The sequence below is a fragment of the Butyrivibrio sp. XB500-5 genome (assembly GCF_003625505.1).
GTDB lineage: Bacteria > Bacillota > Clostridia > Lachnospirales > Lachnospiraceae > Butyrivibrio.
Genome location: NZ_RAIS01000001.1, coordinates 25,337 through 46,787, shown reverse-complemented (window position 1 = coordinate 46,787; position 21,451 = coordinate 25,337). Strand labels below are relative to the sequence as shown.

Annotated in this window: 25 protein-coding genes; 1 reads left to right on the top strand and 24 read right to left on the bottom strand. The window is 39.6% G+C overall.

The annotated features are described in order from the left end of the window. Positions 1–76: 76 nt before the first annotated feature. Both D6856_RS00225 and D6856_RS00220 read right to left on the bottom strand, forming a co-directional pair. Positions 77–1,867, bottom strand: a complete 1,791-nt coding sequence (locus tag D6856_RS00225; protein ID WP_120685262.1) for a methyl-accepting chemotaxis protein — start codon at positions 1,865–1,867, stop codon at positions 77–79. 108 nt (positions 1,868–1,975) lie between these two features. Next, positions 1,976–2,395 carry a LysM peptidoglycan-binding domain-containing protein gene (locus tag D6856_RS00220; RefSeq protein WP_158588783.1) on the bottom strand — a complete coding sequence of 140 codons (420 nt, stop codon included), beginning with the start codon at positions 2,393–2,395 and terminating at the stop codon, positions 1,976–1,978. A 166-nt stretch (positions 2,396–2,561) separates the two neighbouring features. Between D6856_RS00220 and lexA the strand changes: the two genes are divergently transcribed. Continuing rightward, positions 2,562–3,179: a transcriptional repressor LexA gene (gene lexA / locus D6856_RS00215; RefSeq protein ID WP_092247022.1), complete on the top strand. Its 618-nt coding sequence runs from the start codon at positions 2,562–2,564 to the stop codon at positions 3,177–3,179. A gap of 85 nt (positions 3,180–3,264) precedes the next feature. On the opposite strand, the gene rsfS is transcribed toward lexA, so the two are convergent. The 22 genes from rsfS to D6856_RS00105 all read right to left on the bottom strand — a co-directional run bounded on the left by rsfS (position 3,265) and on the right by D6856_RS00105 (position 21,444). Beyond that, on the bottom strand, positions 3,265–3,630 hold the full coding sequence (gene rsfS / locus D6856_RS00210) for a ribosome silencing factor (RefSeq protein ID WP_120685260.1): 366 nt from the start codon (positions 3,628–3,630) through the stop codon (positions 3,265–3,267). 10 nt (positions 3,631–3,640) lie between these two features. Then, positions 3,641–4,228: a bis(5'-nucleosyl)-tetraphosphatase (symmetrical) YqeK gene (yqeK, locus tag D6856_RS00205; protein WP_092247017.1), complete on the bottom strand. Its 588-nt coding sequence runs from the start codon at positions 4,226–4,228 to the stop codon at positions 3,641–3,643. Further along, positions 4,225–4,833 (bottom strand): nicotinate-nucleotide adenylyltransferase, encoded by a 609-nt coding sequence (gene nadD, locus D6856_RS00200; RefSeq protein ID WP_092247012.1) that lies wholly within the window; start codon positions 4,831–4,833, stop codon positions 4,225–4,227. Before nadD ends, yqeK begins: the two co-directional genes overlap by 4 nt. A gap of 59 nt (positions 4,834–4,892) precedes the next feature. Then, a complete protein-coding gene (yhbY, locus tag D6856_RS00195; protein ID WP_092247005.1) occupies positions 4,893–5,207 on the bottom strand; it encodes a ribosome assembly RNA-binding protein YhbY in 315 nt (104 codons plus the stop codon). Beyond that, positions 5,208–6,560 (bottom strand): GTPase ObgE, encoded by a 1,353-nt coding sequence (obgE, locus tag D6856_RS00190; RefSeq protein ID WP_120685259.1) that lies wholly within the window; start codon positions 6,558–6,560, stop codon positions 5,208–5,210. Between the two features lie 89 nt (positions 6,561–6,649). Further along, entirely contained in the window at positions 6,650–6,937 is a 288-nt protein-coding gene (rpmA, locus tag D6856_RS00185; protein ID WP_092246998.1) for a 50S ribosomal protein L27, read from the bottom strand. Between the two features lie 3 nt (positions 6,938–6,940). After that, positions 6,941–7,270, bottom strand: a complete 330-nt coding sequence (locus D6856_RS00180) for a ribosomal-processing cysteine protease Prp (RefSeq protein WP_120685258.1) — start codon at positions 7,268–7,270, stop codon at positions 6,941–6,943. 20 nt (positions 7,271–7,290) lie between these two features. Further along, positions 7,291–7,599 (bottom strand): 50S ribosomal protein L21, encoded by a 309-nt coding sequence (gene rplU, locus D6856_RS00175; RefSeq protein WP_092246992.1) that lies wholly within the window; start codon positions 7,597–7,599, stop codon positions 7,291–7,293. 84 nt (positions 7,600–7,683) lie between these two features. Beyond that, positions 7,684–8,856: a ribonuclease E/G gene (locus D6856_RS00170; RefSeq protein WP_120685257.1), complete on the bottom strand. Its 1,173-nt coding sequence runs from the start codon at positions 8,854–8,856 to the stop codon at positions 7,684–7,686. Next, complete coding sequence (locus tag D6856_RS00165; protein WP_120685256.1) at positions 8,849–9,577, bottom strand: TIGR03936 family radical SAM-associated protein; 729 nt, start codon at positions 9,575–9,577, stop codon at positions 8,849–8,851. The genes D6856_RS00170 and D6856_RS00165 overlap by 8 nt, the downstream gene beginning before the upstream one ends. Next, positions 9,577–11,451 carry a TIGR03960 family B12-binding radical SAM protein gene (locus D6856_RS00160; RefSeq protein WP_120685255.1) on the bottom strand — a complete coding sequence of 625 codons (1,875 nt, stop codon included), beginning with the start codon at positions 11,449–11,451 and terminating at the stop codon, positions 9,577–9,579. The genes D6856_RS00165 and D6856_RS00160 overlap by 1 nt, the downstream gene beginning before the upstream one ends. Before the next feature lie 9 nt (positions 11,452–11,460). After that, a complete protein-coding gene (hisIE, locus tag D6856_RS00155) occupies positions 11,461–12,750 on the bottom strand; it encodes a bifunctional phosphoribosyl-AMP cyclohydrolase/phosphoribosyl-ATP diphosphatase HisIE (RefSeq protein ID WP_120685254.1) in 1,290 nt (429 codons plus the stop codon). A 2-nt stretch (positions 12,751–12,752) separates the two neighbouring features. Continuing rightward, entirely contained in the window at positions 12,753–13,343 is a 591-nt protein-coding gene (hisB, locus tag D6856_RS00150) for an imidazoleglycerol-phosphate dehydratase HisB (protein WP_120685253.1), read from the bottom strand. Positions 13,344–13,500: 157 nt separating this feature from the next. Next, complete coding sequence (gene hisD / locus D6856_RS00145) at positions 13,501–14,790, bottom strand: histidinol dehydrogenase (RefSeq protein WP_120685252.1); 1,290 nt, start codon at positions 14,788–14,790, stop codon at positions 13,501–13,503. Beyond that, complete coding sequence (hisG, locus tag D6856_RS00140; protein ID WP_092246972.1) at positions 14,791–15,426, bottom strand: ATP phosphoribosyltransferase; 636 nt, start codon at positions 15,424–15,426, stop codon at positions 14,791–14,793. A gap of 11 nt (positions 15,427–15,437) precedes the next feature. Continuing rightward, positions 15,438–16,547: an ATP phosphoribosyltransferase regulatory subunit gene (gene hisZ, locus D6856_RS00135; RefSeq protein ID WP_120685251.1), complete on the bottom strand. Its 1,110-nt coding sequence runs from the start codon at positions 16,545–16,547 to the stop codon at positions 15,438–15,440. A gap of 127 nt (positions 16,548–16,674) precedes the next feature. Further along, positions 16,675–17,211: a Holliday junction resolvase RecU gene (locus D6856_RS00130; protein WP_120685250.1), complete on the bottom strand. Its 537-nt coding sequence runs from the start codon at positions 17,209–17,211 to the stop codon at positions 16,675–16,677. After that, positions 17,184–18,206, bottom strand: a complete 1,023-nt coding sequence (locus D6856_RS00125) for an RluA family pseudouridine synthase (protein ID WP_120685249.1) — start codon at positions 18,204–18,206, stop codon at positions 17,184–17,186. The genes D6856_RS00130 and D6856_RS00125 overlap by 28 nt, the downstream gene beginning before the upstream one ends. Positions 18,207–18,214: 8 nt before the next feature. Then, positions 18,215–18,820, bottom strand: coding sequence for a hypothetical protein (locus D6856_RS00120; RefSeq protein ID WP_120685248.1), 606 nt, complete (start codon positions 18,818–18,820; stop codon positions 18,215–18,217). Positions 18,821–18,844: 24 nt separating this feature from the next. Continuing rightward, on the bottom strand, positions 18,845–19,585 hold the full coding sequence (locus tag D6856_RS00115; protein ID WP_120685247.1) for a pseudouridine synthase: 741 nt from the start codon (positions 19,583–19,585) through the stop codon (positions 18,845–18,847). A 3-nt stretch (positions 19,586–19,588) separates the two neighbouring features. Further along, positions 19,589–20,641, bottom strand: coding sequence for an N-acetylmuramoyl-L-alanine amidase family protein (locus D6856_RS00110; protein WP_120685246.1), 1,053 nt, complete (start codon positions 20,639–20,641; stop codon positions 19,589–19,591). Between the two features lie 110 nt (positions 20,642–20,751). Beyond that, complete coding sequence (locus D6856_RS00105) at positions 20,752–21,444, bottom strand: ATPase (RefSeq protein WP_120685245.1); 693 nt, start codon at positions 21,442–21,444, stop codon at positions 20,752–20,754. Positions 21,445–21,451 lie beyond the last annotated feature (7 nt).

The following is a 21,451-nucleotide window of genomic DNA, read 5'->3' as shown; positions in this document are numbered from 1 at the left end:
GTATTCAATATTGAAAAGCAACAAAATTATATAACTAAAATTCTATAACAAAATTAAGTCCACAGACTTGAAAAAATTACAAGTTCGTGAATTTCTTGGTACTGTCGCTAAGTTGTTCGGTAACCTTGTTGTTTTCGCCCATTGCTTCACTGATACCCTGAATCTGTCCGACGATCTCAGAAGAATTGGCAGCTGAAAGGTTGATAGCCTGAGTACTTTCCTTAACGGAATCAGTGATGGATACAACAGATTCAGCCATCTTATCCATGATATTGTTGAGGTTATCGGCTTTCATATTGAATTTCTCAAGGATATCATCCATAACTACAGCTGTATTCTCATACTTGTCACTTGTCTCTACGAATGTATCATAATCATTTAATACGTCATTATTGATGAATTCGATAACGTCCATAGCATTGGTTGAGAGTGAATTAACAGCCTCGGTAACCTCATTACTGATTACCTGGATGTTGCCGGCTGTCTGTCTGCTGTTTTCAGCAAGTGCGCTTATCTCCTCAGCAACAACCGCGAATCCCTTACCTGCTTCACCTGCTCTTGCAGCCTCAATCGATGCATTAAGAGCAAGGAGGTTGGTCTGTGATGCGATATCAAGAATAACCTTGGTAAGTTCGTTGATCTGTGCAACCTTCTCACTATCTTTAACGGATTTCTCAAGAACTGCGCTGAGTTCTTCGACTTTGACTCCTGTATTTTCTTTCTTTTTGAGTGCTTCGTTCTTAATATCATCAGCTTCACGCTTGATGTTCTCAGCAGTCTCTGCACCGTTGGCAGCTTCCTGTCTGATCTCATCTGTAGCGGTCTTGACTTCATCAAGTTTTCCGGAAATCTGATCAGCAGTTGTTGAAACGGTATCCATACTTGCTGACAACTCCTCAAGAGCAGCCGATGTATTGGTGATATTATCGCTGGCCTTTTCAATCTTAAGGGTCATGGAATCGGATGAAGATGTAAGAACATTGGATCCGTCCTTAACTTCCTTGATAACTCCCTGAAGGGTTTCGATGAAGTTGTTAATACCGCTTACAATAAAGCCAAGTTCTGTACTGGTCTTGGTCTTAACTCTGGAGGTAAGATCACCTTCATTATCATTGATTCCTTTAATGATCTTCTGAAGTTCACCGACAATGCTTGTGATCTTCTTACTGATTCTTGTTTCGCTAAGGATAACGCTGATAATAATGATAATAACGAATATAACAACAAGAACAATTGTCTTGCTGAATGCCTGCTGATATAGCACATTTAGATATATTTCAAGCTGAGCAGCCAATTGTGAAATTGTTTCTTCAGCAACATCATATGCTGCATATGTAGCTTCCTGAGCAGCTAGATATTTATTTATATATATATCCATTGATTTAGCGGCATCAGCAGCTCTAAGTGCAACGATCATTTCATCAACGACGGCACGATATTCTTCCGTTGACCTTCGAACTTCAGCCATCTGCTCGGGACCGTTGGCTGCTTCACTTACGAATATACTTTCCTCCATGAATTGTAATTGGCCATCAATCTTACCTTCTACAGCATCAATATTCTGAAAATATACTTCGTAATTAGCCGGATCGTTGGTACCCATTGATACCGCACCCAATAGTGCGGATATATTACCATCTATTGTTATAATACCCTCACGGAGTTGTGCTTCATTACTCAAAAGCTCTATTTCTCCGATACTTGCGTTATTTGCAATATGAATAATGTTTTTCATATTGCTGTCCATAATGAATATAGCAATTATGAACATAACAAGCATAACGATATTAACCGCTAAATTTTGGAATCCGATTCTTTGAAAAAACTTAAGTCCTTCTGTTTTTGCTTTTGCGCTATTCTTCTTCACGTTAATGCACTCCTTTCCTCATAAAAGAAAATACACTTCATGAAATAATTATAGCGCAAATAGAATGTACAAAAACACGTTTTAGCGATAATTAAGAGAATTAAGAAATTATTTATAATCGCAGGAATAATAAGGTATTACGAGTGATTCTCCGGCGTATAAAATTGTATCGCTATCAAGTGAATTGATCTTACAGATTTCTGAAATATATGATTCGATATTCTTGTAATGATCTTCATTATATTCGCTTGAAGCTAGCTTCCATAGTGAATCACCGGAATGAATCGTTATCGTCTTATAATACTTATACTCCGGAACATATGAATCCGACTGAGCTGATGCCTTGAATGAAAAGATATTAAAAACCGCAACGAACATAACGACAAAAACAATTGCTGATATAAGCATATACTGTCTTCTCACAATCTTCTGTCTTCTGAGCTTATTGTTCCTGATACGGATCTCGCTCTCACTGTTGAATCTCGGATTGTTGTATAAACTTGCTGCTATTGCCATCGCTTCACTCATAACGCACCTCACATAAATACAAACATATGTTACGAACAACTGTTCTAAAAATAATATACCGAACATATTTTCGTTTGTCAACAAAAATCGAACAAATATTCCGAACAAATATTTGCTTTTTTATATGTGGGTATGTTATACTGTTAAAAAAGATAAGGAGGATTATATGGAAAAAGGCAATATTTCTCGTAAACAACAGGAGATTCTTGACTACATCAAAGAACAGACATTATCCAGAGGATTTCCTCCTTCTGTAAGAGATATTTGTGCAGCGGTTAATCTTAAATCTACTTCTTCTGTCCATGCACATCTTGAGACTTTGGAAAAGAACGGATATATCAGACGTGATCCCACCAAACCGCGTGCTATTGAGATATGCGATGACGGCTTCAATATGGTCAGAACCGAGATCGTAAGTATTCCGGTTATAGGTCAGGTTGCTGCCGGCACTCCCATTCTTGCGGAAGAAAATATAGATTCTTATATCCCCATTCCGGCCAGTATGTGCCCCAAGGGAGCCGATGCGTTTATTCTTAACGTTAAGGGCGATTCTATGATAAATGCAGGTATTTTCAATGGTGACAAGCTTTTTGTTCAGGTTTGCAATACTGCAAAAAACGGCGATCAGGTAGTTGCGCTTATTGATGATTCCGCTACGGTCAAGACCTTTTACAAGGAGAAGGATCATATAAGACTTCAGCCTGAGAATGACAATATGGATCCGATCATTGTCAGTGACTGCACTATTTTGGGTAAAGTTTTCGGTATAATGCGTTTTTATTGATTATAGCTATCCCAAATACTTGCTTATGTAATATAAAAGCGTACAGATAAATGTATCTGTACGCTTGTTTTATTTACTATGTATTTTATTTGCTTAATTCATCTTTTACGATTAGCTTTCCGTCTCTCCAGATTCTCTCAAGATCGTAGAATAAACGATTTTCACTATCAAATACATGAACTATGATATCGCCGAAATCAAGAAGGATCCACTTTCCTGTATCATAGCCTTCGACATTTTTGGTCATATGTCCGGCTCTTCCGAGTACATCCTGAACATTGTCTGCAAGTGCCTGTACCTGGTTGATGTTGGTTCCGCTTGCTATTACAAAGTAATCTGCAATTGTTGAAATGTTGCTGATATCAATTGTATGAACGTCCTCTCCTTTTCTGTCTTCGAGAGCTTCTATGGCAAGTGCCGCCATCTTCTTTGAAATATCTATATCTGACATAGTCACCTCTTTACTTGTAGTACTTTTTATAAAAAAGATAGGCATCCATGGTGGAGTTATCTATCTCTTTTCCGATAGTCTGTAAATATATCACCGAATCATGAAGTATATGAGCAAGACACTTATCAATATCTGTAAAAGCTTCTTTCCTGATCTCATCCATTCCTTCAAGCGGTTTACGTGAAGGTTCTATAAAATCAGCAATATATATGATCTTTTCCAGTAAAGACATATCTTCTTTTCCGGTAGTATGCCATCTTATGGCATTAAGTATTTCTGTATCATATACATCGTATTTGGTTCTTGCCAAATATACTCCTGCTTTTGCGTGTAGCAGCGAATGATTCTTTTTTTCGGTTTCCGAAAGTTCGATATTATTCTTTTTGCAGAGCTTGATCTGATCTTCATGTGACATACATTTCGCACAATCATGAAGAAGTCCGGCAATAAGAGCTTTATCAATATCAGCACCGAAGACCATTGCCATACTTGTTGCGGTATATGCAACACCGAGTGTATGGGTGAATCTTTCGGGTTTAAGTTCTCCCTCCAGTGTTTTTCTTATCTTTTGCACTGTATCATTATCTAAAGTCTTCATTTATAAAGTCCTTTTATGCAGATATATTCAATACACTCATCCGGAAGCATGTATCTTACAGATCTTCCCATTCTTATCTTTTGTCTGATATCGGTAGCGGAGATATCAACTCTGTTAAATGCAAGGAGTCTTATATCCGCACCATATATCTTGGCAAGTTCTCTTCTCTTTTTATCAAGGGCGGGAAGATCGTCTTCTTCTCTAACCGCTGCAAGTATAATGCATGATTGTAATAGGTCTTTGAACTTATACCAGGATTCTATTCCTATTACTGAATCACCACCGAGGATAAGATATAGCTCATCTCCTGGGTACATGAGCTTTAGTTCTTCGATCGTATTGTATGTATAGGTTCCGTTTTCCTTATCTATTTCTATTCTGGAACAAGTAAAATACGGGTTGTCATTGATAGCCATTTTGACCATCTGATACCTGGTATCACCGTCTGACACCTCTGTTCTGTTTGGCATATGCGCCAGATTACCCGGGATATATATTACTCTATCCAAAGAAAACTGCTCTCTGGCAGCTTCTCCCAGTAAAAGGTGTCCGTTATGAATAGGATCGAATGTTCCGCCAAGTATACCAATTTTTCTGCATTCCATAAATATGCCTCCATATGGTATTGATTTGATAGAACTAAATAAAGATAAGAATACTCTGATTAAGCATTAGCCTTTTTGGCCTTTGGAAGAATGATCTTAGGCTCATCCTTAAAGGGTTTGTATAAAACGATCTTTCTTCCGATTACCTGGATAAGCTCGGAACGTGTTCTTTCCGAGATCATGATCGCTACATTGGTTACATCTTCTATGCAATTCTTAAGAACAGTTATCTTAACGAGCTCGTGTGTATTAAAAGTCTCGGCAATGGCATCTGTAATTTCGGGAGTAACAGTAGCTTTACCGATCTGGAATACAGGTTCAAGCTCTGAAGCAAGACTCTTAAGATAAGCGCGTTGTTTACTTGTAAGGTTCATTTAAATATCATCCTCTTCGTTATCAATATCATCATCTACCGGCTGTGTGTCGGCATTTCTGTAATATTCAAAGCTATATCCGTACATTCTTACGGTATCGCCTTCGTTTATATGAAGCTTTTCAAGCTCGTCCAAAATACCGTTATCTGCAAGGAATTTCTGGAAAAATGCGAAACCTTTCTCGGAATCCAGGTTGGTATAACCAAGCATCTTCTCAATCTTAGGTCCTTCTATAACGTATTCGCCGGCATCCGAATCATATTCGACTGTAAATGCTTCATCCTGTTCACGAGCCATTGTCTCGGGGAAGAATTCCTGCTCGAATACGATTTTCTCCTTAGGCATCTCAGATATCGTCTTACTTACATAGTATAACAATTCTTTAATACCTTTTCCAGTTAGTGTTGAGGTCGCAAACACTTTGACGCCCATGGGTTCGTACTTTTCGCGGATTTTACAAATGATCTCCGCATCCTCACCGTCAGGCAACATATCGATCTTGTTGGCTGCAATAACCTGAGTTCTCTTTGAGATATCTGCGTTATATTTAGCCAGCTCAGCGTTGATTGCTTCGATATCTTCTATAGGATCACGTCCTTCTGTTGATGCCGCATCTACAACGTGTATCATCATGCGTGTTCGCTCGATATGACGCAAAAACTCATGACCGAGGCCTGCTCCGTCAGCTGCACCCTCAATAAGACCGGGAATATCGGCAACTACAAATCCGGGTGCGTCGTTAAGATCAACAACTCCGAGCATTGGAGAAAGTGTTGTGAAATGATAATTGGCGATCTTGGGCTTGGCATTTGATACTTTTGAAAGGAATGTAGATTTTCCGACATTAGGGAATCCAACAAGACCTACGTCTGCAATTACTTTAAGTTCCAAAAGAACTTCAAGAGTTATTGCGGGCTGGCCGGGCTGTGCATACTTAGGGGCCTGCATTGTTGAGGTTGCGTAGTGCATATTACCGTTACCTCCGCGTCCGCCTTTAAGTATTACAGCTTCTCTGTTATCGCCGCTCATATCGGCAATTACCTTGCCTGTAACCGCTTCTTTAACGACAGTTCCTTCCGGAACCTTTATATAAAGATCCTCGCCATTTTTACCATGGCAACGTCTCTTATTTCCATCCTGACCGTTCTCTGCTTTATACTTTCCGCCGTAGTGAAAATCGGCAAGCGTATTAAGGCCTTCATCGACAACGAAGATAACATCGCCGCCTTTTCCGCCGTCACCGCCATCAGGGCCGCCGTTCGGCACATATTTTTCTCTTCTGAAAGAAACATGACCGTCGCCGCCTTTTCCGCTTTGTATAAAGATCTTGGCTTTATCTACAAATACAGGCATCTTTTTACCTTTCTTATAATAAAATATGCGAATATATGCGCTGTGAAAAAATGGGCTCCAAACACTAAGTTTGAAGCCCGATTAAATAATTACTTATTCTCTACAGGATGAACGCTGGCCTGCTTTTTATCTCTGCCCTTGCGCTCAAATCTAAGAACACCATCAACAAGTGCAAACAATGTATCATCTTTACCGATTCCTACATTAACACCGGGATGAATGTGTGTTCCGCGCTGTCTGTATAAAATATTACCGGCCTTTACGAATTGTCCGTCAGCTCTTTTTGCTCCAAGTCTCTTGGATTCTGAATCTCTACCGTTCTTGGTTGATCCAACACCCTTCTTATGAGCAAAAAATTGAAGGTTCATATTCAACATGACTTATTCCCTCCTAAATTTAATGTTCAAAAATTTCTTACCGTATTGCCTAGAAATGCTGTCTATTCCGAGTTCGTAAGACTGAAGTAGAATATCTGCTTCCTTGGAAGGATTGCCTTCAAAGGAAAGTCTTATCAAACCTTGTTCTTCATCCTGATCGACAGAGATCTTATCATCTGTCAGCTTATCAATCGAATTTATAAGATTGATGGTAAGTACAGATATCGCCGAACAAACAATGTCATTGCCGTAATCGGCAAAACCTGCGTGTCCGAGACATTCTATACTCTTATATGTATCATTGGATGATTTTGTAATCGTAATAGTTGTCATTGCTTTGGCTTATAAATCAATTACAATGTGATCTTTTCGATCTTTACAGTTGTGAAAGGCTGTCTGTGGCCATTCTTCTTGTGATAGCCAGTCTTTCTCTTGTACTTGTAAACAACAACCTTCTTAGCACGTCCCTGCTCAACAACAGTAGCGCTAACCTTAGCCTTGCTAACATCGTCAGCAACCTTAAGTTCCTTGTCATCGTTTACTGCGATAACATTATCAAATGTTACCTTTTTTCCGGGCTCTACGTCGAGCTTCTCAACTCTGATCTCGTCGCCCTCGGAAACTTTGTACTGCTTACCACCAGTTACAATAATTGCGTACATAAGTTACCTCCTTCTTCAAAAAAACTCGCTAACTTTGGCGGGATAAATCCACTTAAGCCTAGTTATGCGGCATACCAAGATATATTAACATTGATGTTTGCTGTTGTCAACAGCTTTTTCTACATCCTTTAATATTTCTTTTAATGATTTATCGTTTTTATTTCTTATGAGTTCCATGATGCCAAGGCCCGTAATATCAATAAAGGATGTGTGTATGGGATCTTGCTTGCATAATTTTTTCACTTTATCGATAAGTTTTTGCCTTTGTTCTTCATCATTCATATTTATAAAATCGATAAGTATCATGCCTGTAAGATTGCGAAGTCGTATCTGTCGCATTATTTCTACAGCCGCTTCATTATTAACAGCTTCGCCTATATCCTTGCCTTTGATGGCTTTACCGGTATTAACATCAATGGCGTTAAAGCTTTCCAACTGTTCGATGATAATAAAAGCGCCGCTCTTGAGCCATACTTTGTTTCTGCATAGTTCTTCGATCTTGGAAGGTATACCGTATATACATGAGTCTTCTATAAGATTGATATCTGAGATCCCACGGTTTTTAATAAAAGCAGTTGCTTTTTTAATATGGGTGTCCAGATCGTTGTTATCAGCCTTGTACATCAATGAGTATATGGTGCGATTTCTTGATAACTTTAAAATATTACATAGTATATCGGCCGTTTCCTTACAACTCTCCAAAACTTCATCTTTTAATACTTTTTCATCAAGCTCTGATGCTTCTGTTCTTATAATAAGACCGATATCGGAATCATATAATGAATCACGTATACCATTAAGAAAACCAAAATAATCATCTCTTACAAGCTCTGTGTACTTATATCTGAGAGAATCTGAAAGCTTGACCGAGGCTCCTATTCCGGTTTTACCAAGTGTCAGAACGGCATATTTACCGGGAATGGAAAGATTGGTTGTAAGTTTTGTTTTCTTGGTCTTTACAGCTTCGGATTCAACCTGGACGAGAACAATGTCTCCGTTACAAAGCTTATCACCCGTAGAATACTTCTTATTTAGAACGCAAGCGCTTGTTATGTTTTTGAGGGGGAGATATCCAATCTTATCTTCCGCATACTTAACAAAGGCTGCGTCGATATTCTTCACAATGTGATCGACACGGCCTACATAAATATTATGAATCTCACTGTCTCTTACAAAGGATAAAAACTCAAGCTTGTTATCGATAAACGTTGTAACAACAGGAGTTTCTTTGTAGCTTGAAACAATAATCTCAGCCATTTAGTATGAACCTCGTATTGATATCATCTGTAATGAATGGCTCGATGTATTTAACATCGCCATCTTCCGCATATTTGTAAATATCTATTCTGTGTACATCCAAAGCGTTGGTTGAAAGCTCTTTGTTAAGTGAAGCAAAGAATGCACCAAATAAAAGAGCCGGTTTTAAAGTAGCTGCGCTGCTCATGCTAAGAAGCAGTGTAACACTCTCTTTTTCTCTGTCAAAAGAGTATTCAAAAATAAGAGGCTTCATATCAATCTCTTTTTCGCCGCTCTTGGTCTTTTTCATGGCAGGAAGTCTGTCATTTTGAAGGTATTTTTCAAATTCCTCTATCCAGTTAAAATCAGGCTTTAGACTATCTCTGAATTTTATTCTGTACTTTGCGGCGAAAGCTGCGGTCATTGCCTTTTCTTCGCGTTCACCGAGTTCTCTTATAGCAAGAATCTCGATTCCTTCGTTCATTACAGCGTTAATTCTATCCATAACATCTGATGTGCTAACCATTGAATTAACGGTCATATCAATATATTCGCCATCACTGGTAGCACCTACGGAAAGGGGCTGCGCAAAAGAAATTACCTGATGCGGACTGAAGCCTTCGGAGTATTTGATGTCTATCTCCGCTCTTCTTATTGCCTTCTGGAAATAGCGCATTACATCAAGGTGTCCTATGAATTTAACCGGGCCGTTTTTTGAAAATTTCAAGCGTAATTTATTCATTATGTACGCTCCTTAAAGCAAACACCAACACCGTACGATGCAGCTCCACATCCAAGACATTGTTGTCTGCAGTTACTTGATTTTTTACCTGAAAGGGCTGTCTTCCACTCTCTTAAGAGGAAAGCTTTGGTCACGCCGGGATTGATGATGTCCCAAGGGAATATTTCGTCATCTTCTCTTACTCTTGTCGTATAGAAGAACGGATCGACGCCGCATTCCTTAAATACGTCCATCCAAACGTCAAACTTAAAGTATTCTCCCCAGGCATCAAATATGCATCCTCTTTTATATGCTTTCAGAATGACCTCATTAAGTCTTCTGTCGCCTCTTGCAAGAACACCTTCCATCATACTGGCATCAGCTTCGTGCCAGTTGTATTTAATGTGCTTTTGATTGAGCTGAGCCATAATGCCTTTTCGTGTTTTATCCGCTTTATCAAGGAACTGCTCTTTCGTGTTCATGGGAGCCCACTGGAAAGGAGTGAATGGCTTGGGAACAAAGAAAGATGTACTTGCAACAATATCTATCGTACGACCGTTTCTCTTTTCCTTTGGTACCGTCTCAAAATATTCAACTGCAACTTTGTTGGCGATATCACCGATACCGAGAATATCATCATCTGTTTCTGTGGGGAGACCCAGCATAAAATAAAGCTTAACCTTATTCCAGCCGCCTAAAAATGCTTCATGAGATCCTCTTAAGATATCTTCTTCCGTAAGGCCTTTGTTTATAACATCGCGCATTCTCTGTGTTCCTGCTTCGGGAGCAAATGTAAGACTGCTTTTTTTGACATCTTGAACCTTGCTCATAACATCCAATGAAAATGCATCGATACGAAGCGAAGGAAGCGAAATATTAACCTTCTTCTCATTACAACTTTTTATCAGGAAATCAATAAGCTCGGAAAGCATGGTGTAATCGCTTGAGCTAAGCGAACTTAATGATATTTCTTCATATCCTGTGTTCTTTAGAGCCTCTATGGCAAGCTCTTTAAGATGCTCAACGTCTTTTTCCCTGAGAGGTTTATAAAGCTGTCCCGCCTGGCAGAATCTGCAGCCTCTGATACAGCCACGCATGATCTCCAAAACGACTCTATCTTGTGTGATCTTTATATACGGAACCACCGGCTTTGTCGGATAAAAGGTTTCATTGAGATTAAGGCACATCTCTTTATAGATAACTTTAGGAATGTCATCATAGATAGGAAGCATGGAAAGTATTGTTCCGTCTTCCTTATATTTTACATCATAAAAAGCGGGAACATAGATGCCTTGAAGCTTGGCACATTCATGTAAAAAGTCAATCCTGGACATTCCGTCTTTTCTGGCTTTTTTATAAATATCAAAAATCTCTCTGTACTTAGTCTCGCCTTCACCAATATAGAATATGTCAAAGAAATCCGTTATGGGCTCGGGATTATAGGTACATGGTCCTCCGCCTATGACAATGGGATCATCCCATGTTCTGTCTTTTGCTAAAAGAGCTATCTTGGAAAGATCGAGTATCTGCAGGATATTTGTGTAACACATCTCATACTGGAGTGTGAATCCCAGAAAATCAAAGTCTTTTACGGGATCTTGTGATTCTAACGCAAAAAGAGGAATGTTCTCTTTTCTTAAGACAGCGTCCATGTCGGTCCAAGGAGAATAGACACGTTCGCACCATACGTCTTCATAAGAATTGAACATTCCGTAAAGTATTTGAATTCCCAAATGAGACATTCCAATCTCGTAAACATCAGGGAAACACATGGCAAATCGGATATCAACGCTCTCTTTATCTTTGGTTACGCTGTTAACCTCATTGCCTATGTATCTCTCCGGTTTCTCTATACTTAGAAGTATCTCATCCGGCAGGGCTAAATTATAATTCATATTATTTCCTTATCTTCTTGACAGTTCGTCTGTAACGTCCTCCCAATTGACATTCTTTTCTGCCATGAGGACCATCATATGATACAGGAAATCAGATAATTCGTAAACAATTTCGTTCTCATTGGGATTCTTGGCTGCGATAACGATCTCTGTAGCCTCTTCTCCCACTTTCTTAAGAATCTTATCTATTCCCTTATCAAAAAGATAATTTGTATAAGAGCCTTCTCTCGGATTTACTTTTCTGTCTTTGATAACGTTAAAGACACTGTCCAAAACCTTCTGAGGGTTCTTTTCATTGTAATCCTTGCTTGCAATTTTATTAAAGAAGCATGAATAGTTTCCGGTATGGCAAGCAGCTCCTATCTGTTTTACCTTTGCAAGAATTGTATCATAATCACAGTCTGCGTACAAAGCCTTTACATACTGGAAGTGAGAGCTTGTCTCGCCCTTAAGCCAAAGGCTCTGTCTGCTACGGCTGTAATACGTCATCTTCCCGGTCTCGAGAGTCTTGTTATATGCTTCTTCGTTCATATAAGCAAGCATAAGCACCTGATCGGTTCTGTAGTCTTGAACAATAACGGGAACCATGCCATCTGAATTTTTTTTAAGATCTGCCCATGAGAACTTTGCTTCAAGTTTGCAGATAGGTATGTTCTTGGAATTACATACCGCTTTCCATTCATCTATCTTAGCGCAGTTATCATTAACGGCATTTCCGCTAATACCGGATACTTTACCTTCCGAAAAGAGCTTTTCAACATCTTCAATGCCTGCGGCCTTTTTAAGCACGATGATGGGAAGCTCTGTAAAGGTAACATTTGTAAGATCTTCATCTGCAATATTTATAAGTTCGCACGCATAAGTATTTACAAGCTCTTTATTATCATAAATCTGTCCGTTGTTGCTGTAGCAAACACAGATCTTATCCTTGCCGAATTTATCGGATACTTCCTTGATGATCTCAACATTTCCCTGTTTTGAGAAATTAAGACAAGCCTTTTTGCATCCCGCATAGAGAAGCTTTTTGATATCTTCCATACGCCTAACGTTTCCGGCACCGATAACATCGGTATCGACAACCTTACATATCTTCTTAATGATATCAAGAGCTTCTTCATGCTCCTTATCGTTTCCTTCGGTCGAAAGGTCAAATATGATTATTTCATCGGCACCGCAGTCGGAATAACGAGAAGCAAGCTTTACCGGATCGTCAAACAAAGCATTTGACTTATTAAAATCCAAATATGCCTTTCCCTGAAATAGATAAATGCATGGTATAAATTTCTTGTTATAATTCATTCTCAAAGAGCTCCTTTTGTGCTTAAAACATCGGTTATTCTGGGATCATAAGTCGTAGCTTCATCCAAAGCTTTTGAAAGAGCTTTAAACATAGCTTCTATCTTGTGGTGATCGTTGAAGCCTGTAATAACACGAAGGTGTAGATTCATCATTGCCGCGTAAGAGAATGAATAGAAAAACTCTCTTACAAGCTGAGTATCAAAATCACCTACCATGGGTGACTCAAAACCTGCATCCATTACAAAATACGGTCTTCCGCAAAGATCCACGGCACTCATCACAAGTGTTTCGTCCATAGGAAGAATCATGTTTCCGTATCTTTTGATCCCTTTCTTGTCACCGATAGCTTCGAGAAAAGCCTGACCAAGCACAATTGCTGTATCTTCCACTGTGTGGTGTCCGTCGACATTAAGATCGCCTTTCACTTTTACAGTCAGATCAAACAGACCGTGTTTGGCAAATCCTTCAAGCATGTGATCGAAGAAACCTATTCCTGTAGAAATATCACCTGTTCCTTTTCCATCAATATTGATGGTTACAGTGATATCGGTCTCTTTAGTCTTTCGAGTAACACTTGCAATTCTATTTTCCATAACTTGTGTCTCCTTATTGTCGATAACAATATATGGTGTTATTTTATGTTAAAAAACTATAAAAATCCGATAAACTTGCAGTTTATAGACTTTTTGGAAAGAAAACTTGCAAAATCTTATGTTTATATCCAATCAATTAAGAACTGATCATTTCTTTTTACTCAAATCTTACAGCGATTGAATTGGCGTGAGCCGTAAGTCCCTCTTCCTTGGCAAAAAGCTCGATGTCTTCGTGAACCTTAGCAAGAGCATCTCTGGAATATGCGATGATGCTTGTCTTTTTCATGAAATCATCAACATTAAGAGGTGAGAAGAATCTTGCTGTTCTGTTTGTGGGAAGAATGTGGTTGGGGCCTGCAAAATAATCTCCGAGTGGTTCTGAAGAATACTCTCCAAGGAAAATAGCGCCCGCATTCTTGATCTTGGTCATTACCTCATAAGGATTCTTTGTAATTATCTCAAGGTGTTCAGAAGCTACTGCATTGGCAGCATCTATTGCATCTTCCATATTATCTGCCACAAACATATAGCCGTAATTATCAAGTGATTTCTTGATAATATCAGCTCTTGAAAGCTCTTTTAAGAAGCCGTCGATCTCTTTTGCTACGTTATCAGCAAGTTCTTGAGATGTTGTGATAAGAATGGCACTTGCCATCTCATCGTGCTCTGCCTGAGATAAAAGATCTGCAGCAACATATCTTGGATTGGCTGTCTCATCTGCAAGAACAAGTATCTCACTTGGACCTGCTATTGAGTCAATTGATACATGTCCAAAGCAAGCTTTCTTGGCAAGGGCTACGAAGATATTGCCGGGACCTGTGATCTTATCAACCTTGGGAATACTCTCTGTTCCGAATGCCATAGCTGCGATAGCCTGAGCTCCGCCAACCTTGTATACCTCTGTAACACCTGCAATATCGGCAGCTACAAGAGTTCCGGGATTGACATTTCCGTCCTTTCCGGGAGGTGTGCACATAACGATGCGCTCTACACCTGCCACTTTGGCGGGAACAACATTCATAAGAACACTGGAAGGATACGCTGCTTTTCCGCCGGGAACATATACACCGGAGATCTCAATGGGGAGGATTCTCTGACCGAGAATGCTTCCGTCTTCCTTGGTATCTATCCATGTGTTTCTCTTTTGCTTTTCATGGAATTCTCTGATGTTCTCAGCGCTCTTCTTCATGACTTCAACAAACTTTGCATCAAGAAGTGAATATGCTTTTTCAATCTCTTCTTTTGTAACTTTAACGCAAGATGAGTCAATATCGCATTTATCGAACTTGGCAGTATACTCGAAAAGAGCCTTATCGCCGTTCTTTTTTACATTCTCAATAATGTCACTTACGATTGTTTCGTATTCCGTATAGCTACCGGGATTTCTGTTAAGAAGGTTTCCGAGAAGCTGTTCTTTTGTTTCTTCTGTAAGCTTTAACGTCTGCATTTATAAATTCTCCTTCATAGCTGTGATCAGTTTTCTGATCCTTTCAGTCTCCATCTGCATGCTGACCTGATTTACGATCATTCTGGCAGATAATGGACAGATCTCTTCCAATACTTCGAGACCGTTCTCTTTAAGAGTAGAGCCTGTTTCTACAATATCAACGATAACATCCGACAGATTAACGATAGGTCCGAGCTCAACAGAGCCGTTAAGCTTAATGATATCGACAGTCTGATGCTTCTTGTTAAAGAAGTAGTCTTTGGCAATATTGGGATACTTGCTGGCTACTCTGATAAGCTCTCTATGCTCAAGAAGTTCCTTGGCATCATGAGGGCCGCAGACGCACATTCTGCATTTGCCGAATCCCAGATCGAGAACCTCATATACTCTTCTGTTTTCTTCCATAATTGTATCGGCACCGACAATACCGATGTCTGCAGCGCCGTATTCAACGTAAGTCGGAACATCAGGACCCTTTGCCAAAAAGAACTTAAGACCAAGCTCTTCATTGGTAAATATAAGCTTCCGTGTTTTTTTATCTAAAATCTCTTCGCATTCGATTCCGCATTTATTCAGAAGTTCCATGCAAGAATTAACAAGTCGGCCTTTTCCGAGCGCAAAAGTAAGATATCTCATAATTCCTCCGATTATTTCGCTTTTAAAACGACATGCGTGCCGTTTTTACGAAGTTCCTTAGCCTGCTTAAGAGCAGCTTCAAATGTATCAGGTGTATAATTTACGACAGCAATGTCAGATTCGTGTTCTACATCGGCATTTTGTCTGTATAATGCGGACATCAAGTCGTCAATAACAATAGAAAAGCCGATAGCGGGAGCTTTTTTACCGTACTTACCCGTAAGATTGTCGTATCTTCCGCCCTTGGCAATGGCATCACCGACGCCGTATGTATATGCACTGAAGATCACACCCGTATAATAATTGAATTTACTTAAATTACCCAGGTCAAAAGATATGTATTTCTCAACACCGTAATTTGTAAGAACCTTATAAAGATCCTTAAGCCTCTTAACGGCATCAAGCGATCTCTTATTGGTCACCATGCTCTGAGCCATATCAAGTGCTTCATCTGAACCGATAAACTCAGCAACGTTGACAATAAGCTTGGAATGCTTGGGCGAAACTCCGCTCTCATTCAATATATTCTCTGCAGCATAGTAATTCTTCTCTGTAATATAGCCTCTTATCTTCTCTTCGGTCTCTTCATCAATTCCGGCTTCCTCACAGATTCCTTTATAGAAATCGGCATCTCCTATGCTGATCTGGAAATCATTGAGTCCCGTTGATTTAAGAGCTTCTACCAAAAGAGCTATCACCTCGGCATCGGCGTATACAGATGAATCATTCATAAGTTCCACACCGATATTGGAGTTCTCTTTGAGCTTCCCCTGAAGATTGGATGTATTAAGGAAAGTCTTGCCCTCATAGCAAACTCTCACAGGCTCATTATCTTCTAGCATTACCTTTGAAGCGCATCTAGCGATCGACGGAGTAAAGTCGGGACGAAGAACGAGCGTATTGCCTTCCTTATCAAAGAATTTAAAAAGCTCTCTAGCGTCGCTTGCATTTATTTCTTCAGCAAATACATCAAAAAACTCAAAAGTCGGAGTATCTATATCAAGATATCCGTAACTCTTCATTACTTCATGGATCTTACCGGCGAGGATCAATCTGTCGCTGCATTCAGCGCCGTATATATCGCGCACGCCGTCAGGTGTATGTAACAGTACTTTATTCATAATTACCTCATTTAATATACTTTAGCATGGTACAGTGCTACTCTAATAATTCGTTACTATATTAGAGAGTTTAACATTCATTTAATTACATTGTCAAGCAAAAAGCCTTTACAAGTATAAACCGTGTTTATCTTTGTTCTAGGTCTTTCTGAATTGCATCGAGATAAGGAATAAGTATTCCCTGTTCTCCCGGAGAAGGAATTATAAAAGAAAGGTCGAGCTCATCATGTCTAAAGCTCTTTCTGCCTCCGTTTTCGGCTCTGTCCCAAAACTCTTTTAATTTCCTGTAAGGGAGATAATAAAACTCGTTTCTGGCTGTATAGTAGATCAAAAAGAATGCAAGTCCGTCCTGTTTTTCAAAACTGTCCATGAACGCGACCTGGTGTGGATGAATGTTTTCAAGAGTAAAAGTATCATAAGCACACTCTTTTGCATCAAAGCATACAGGAATCCCCTGTACTACGCCGATGTAATCGACTGTACTCTTCTGATCGAAATAAGCAAGCGTAATATGCCTGGTTTCTTTATCGATGTTTATCGGAGTTATAGGTGTCGGGATCTTTTGAATAAGCGCAAGTCTAAGCTCACTGTACCTTTCGTTCGAACGGTTAATGAGCTCCTCAAGCGTAGAACCTCTCAGTCCCCTTGTTTTCCATGTAGGCATAAATCTCCTCCACTACAAAATAAAGCAAATTCAGCCGGTAACGGAGCTATAAATTCTTTTCCGCTTAGATCGCATAGTGTATCCGGCATATTTTCGGGAAAAGAAATCTTGTAGCTGTGCAGTAACTGTCTGCCAATGCCTTTTACTTTTCTTCCGCCGTATTTGGAATCTCCTATAATAGGGTGCCCCGTCTTAGACAGATGCGCTCTTATTTGATGAGGCTTTCCCGTAATAAGCTTGACTAAAAGAACTGTCGTATCCGAATCTGAATTATAATTAACGGGAGTAAAATATGTTTCTATATAAGAATAATTACTATCATTCGGATTTTCTTTAAGAATATCAACCTTGTTTAAATCCGTATCTTTTTTCAGATAGCCTTTTAATAACGAATCTTTTTCGATTAAACCCGAAACTACGGCAATATAATACTTATCCAGAGCTCTGTCCGAAAGCATCGTATTCATGCAGCGCGCGCCGACAAGAGATTTAGCGCAGATTACCATTCCGCTTGTGTTCCTGTCGAGTCTGTTGCATATAGAAGGTCTGTATGTATCAAGACTTTCCGGCGTTATCTTTTTATTCTTTAAAAGATAATCGATAAGAAAGTCGTTAATGCTCATATCATTCGCATCCGCTTTTTGAGAAAGAAGACCTGCCGGTTTTGAAGCAAACAAAACATGGTCATTTTCAAACAAAACAGATACATCGCCGTATTTAGAAAGATCTATTTTCTCCGTATCAAGATTGTCTGCTCTACCGTTAGCTGTGGATTCGCCTTTGAATTTCATTAGAGTCTCATCGGAAAAGAAGATCTTGATGGAATCTTCTTTGGCTAGTTTCTCAAGCCCATCAGCTTTTTTGTCATTCAGCGTGATATTCTTTTTCCTAAGCATCTTATAAATGAAGCCCTTTGAGGCATTGGGAAGATATGACTTTAAAAATCCATCCAGTCTCTTACCCTCTTCATTTACGCCGACAATAATTTCTTTCATATTATTCCTTAAAGTGAAATTGATAAAAGAATGCTCGCAGGAGTCTGCGCTGTTCCGGGTATCCAGGCATCTTCGATAGCCAAAGGATCGATACTTTTATCGCTTCTAAGCTTATCGAGCTGAATCAGTCTGTCGCAGAACTTATCGATATCCGTGAATATCTTGATGCTGTAACTTGAATAACCGCCCTGTGCCATCATTTTCTTGATGTGAGCTTCGCAATCCGAAACATCAATGTCTTCATCGGCCGAATAACAGCATATGTTTTTATCAAGAACTGTAGATGCATTCACATAATAGTTTTTATCATATGAAGTGATCACATGGTCATATCTTATAAGAAGACCGCCGCGACAGTTTTCAATTCTTTTATGATCATCCGGGCTGCATGCTTTTGCTCTGATAAACATGATCAGATTAACGGCACACCAACCTGTCGGAAGGCAGCCGAGCGCAGCTATGATACTAAATGCCGACTTAGGGCTTTTGTACATAATAATTCCGGTAAGGTAAATTCCTACAGTTATAGCCAGGCTGATAATCGTTATTAAAAGAGCCAGCTTCTTTCTGTATGAAATATATCCGTATTCACCCTTACTTACTTTTCCAAGCATTATAAAACCTCTGAATTAAAACTTTTATTTTATATTAAGAGCACGTTTCTCTTCTGTCGTAAGCTCTCTGTATTCACCGGGATTAAGCTCCGGATCAAGCAAAAGACTTCCCATAGAAAGCCTCTTTAAAAACAGTACTTCGTTACCGACAGCTTCGAGCATGCGTTTTACCTGATGGAATCTACCCTCGTGAATCGTAAGCAAAATAACGGGATTACCGTTCTCGTCGCGTTCAGAACCCTCTTTGAAAGAAATCTTTGAAGGAAGCGTAAGCTTTTTTGAACCGTCGTCATTCTTATCGCCGATATCGACGCCCTCTTCCAAGAGCTTTATATCATCATCCGAAAGCTCATGACTTATATGAACCTCATAAGTCTTATCAACGTGCTTTTTGGGTGATAACAGCCTGTGAATAAGCTCTCCGTCATCAGTTAAAAGAAGAAGTCCTTCCGTATCAATATCAAGTCTTCCGCAAGGATTTAAGCCCTTTACATTCTCATCTTTAAAAATATCGATAACGGTCTTTTGCTTTTTATCGAAAGTCGCGGAAACTACACCAACAGGCTTATTAAGCATATAATAATGATTCTTGCTGTAAGATAAGACCTTTCCGTCAAAAGAAATCTCATCCGAGTTTTCATCAATATGTATGTCTGCTTTAAGAACGGGATTGCCGTTTACCGAGCATCTGCCGTTTTTGACATATTCTTTTATCTGTTTTCTGGTGCCTATATTGTGGTCACCTAAAAATTTATCTAGTCTCATCAATTACTCTAAGCCTGTAACCGCTACCTGATTACTTTCTTTAAAGAGCTCATAGTTGTTATATGCTTTGCATACGATAACGGGATTTTTGCAGCTCTTTGGAACAGTAACATTAAATGACTGTGTTTCCTTGGATCTGTCCCACATCTGAAGATAGCTGTAGGTCTTACCGCCATCATAGCTGTAAGAGAAATAGATAATGGGACTGTTGCTATCTTTGGCTGTCATTTCAACAAGTACGTTACCGCTTGCCTTATCGGTACCAAGAACACTTATCGAGCATACTTCAGGGTCTGTATTGTCCTGACCTACAGCTCCTTTAGGTATAGCAACCGAAGGATTCTTAATTCCCGAATAATCAACTCCCAATGTGGTTGACTTAAGACCGAAGTACTTGGCAACGGAAGTTGCATCAACTACGCCAAGCTTATTAATGAAATCTGAGTTCTTAACCATAGGAAGATCATATCCGTGATCAAGATATGCATGCTCAATGATAACGCAAGGCATATTCCTGGCAACACTTGCTCTGATTATTCCGTAGTAATCCTTGCCTGAGGATCCGAGTTTGGTCTTAACGCCCTTTTGATAAAGACCGAGAGCAGCAAGCTCATTAGATTCAATATTACCGAAGTTGGTGCCGGCCTGGTAATACTTATCAAAAGCAGATGTCCAAATTTCTGAACCATAGAAAAGATGCTCTGCCGAAGCGTTGAAATGAATACTGAAAACAAATTCTGCGTTAACGCTCTGAGCAAAAGCGGCTCTGTCTTCAAGTGATATAAATCTGTCGTCTGTTCTTGTAAGATAAACAGTCACGTTTTCATATTTTTCAAGCTCTGTCTTCATTACATTGGCAACCTGCAAAGTAAGAACTTTTTCAGATAATCCGTTATACTGTGCTCCGAGATTTCTGTCGCCGAATCCGCCGTGACCCGGATCGATAACGATAACATGCTGCTTTTCGGCAGCGAAAACCTCGCTTCCGCTAACAGGGATTATTCCTGAAACGGCTAATGCAATTGTAAGTATCAAAGCAAAAATCTTCTTTTTCATGAAAAACTCCTTTTATAATGCGAATAATGCATGATAATTGATGTTTATATTTGATATACGTATAAAAAGCTGTCGCAGTCGCGGCAGCTTTTATTCCGTTTGTCGGTTAATCAGATCATATCAAGGTTGAGTGCGTCCTGCTGAGAAATACCACCTTCGGCAACAGGTGCCTGTCCGTCTACAGGAATCGGAGCAACCTCAGGCGGTCTTAAATCCGCTCTATTGGATTTAATGACTTCACTATACTGAGCAAATGCAGAAAGTACAGTGTCTGTGCTGGCTGTGATATCCTTGACCATATTGACACTGCTCTGCTTGATGCTCTCGATGATCTCGTCATTACTCTTTGTAGTCGCATCGATAGACTGAGTGATGATATCCTCAACTCCTGCAAGAAGCTGGTCGGTATACTGAACTGCAGCGGCCTTCATGTTGTTTGCTTCCAAAGTAGCGTTATCCAGGATCTCTTTTGCCTGCATAGCTGCCTGAGAAACAACTTCATTGGCCTGCGCATAAGCCTGCTGCATGATCTCGTGCTCGTTAATAAGCTCGTGAGTCTTGATGGTAGCCTGATTTACTATATCCTCGGCCTTCTTACGAGCATCATTTAAAATAGCCTCTTTATTGCTTATGATCTTTTGATATTTCTTGATCTCCTCAGGAGTCTTGGATCTAAGTTCCCTGAGAAGTTCGTCAATCTCTTCTTTGTTAACGACAATCTTGGTCTGAGAAAGAGGCTGGGGTTTACAGTTGTCAATGTAAGTCTCGATCTCGTCAATCAGCTGTTCAATTCTGCTGGTCATAGTAGGA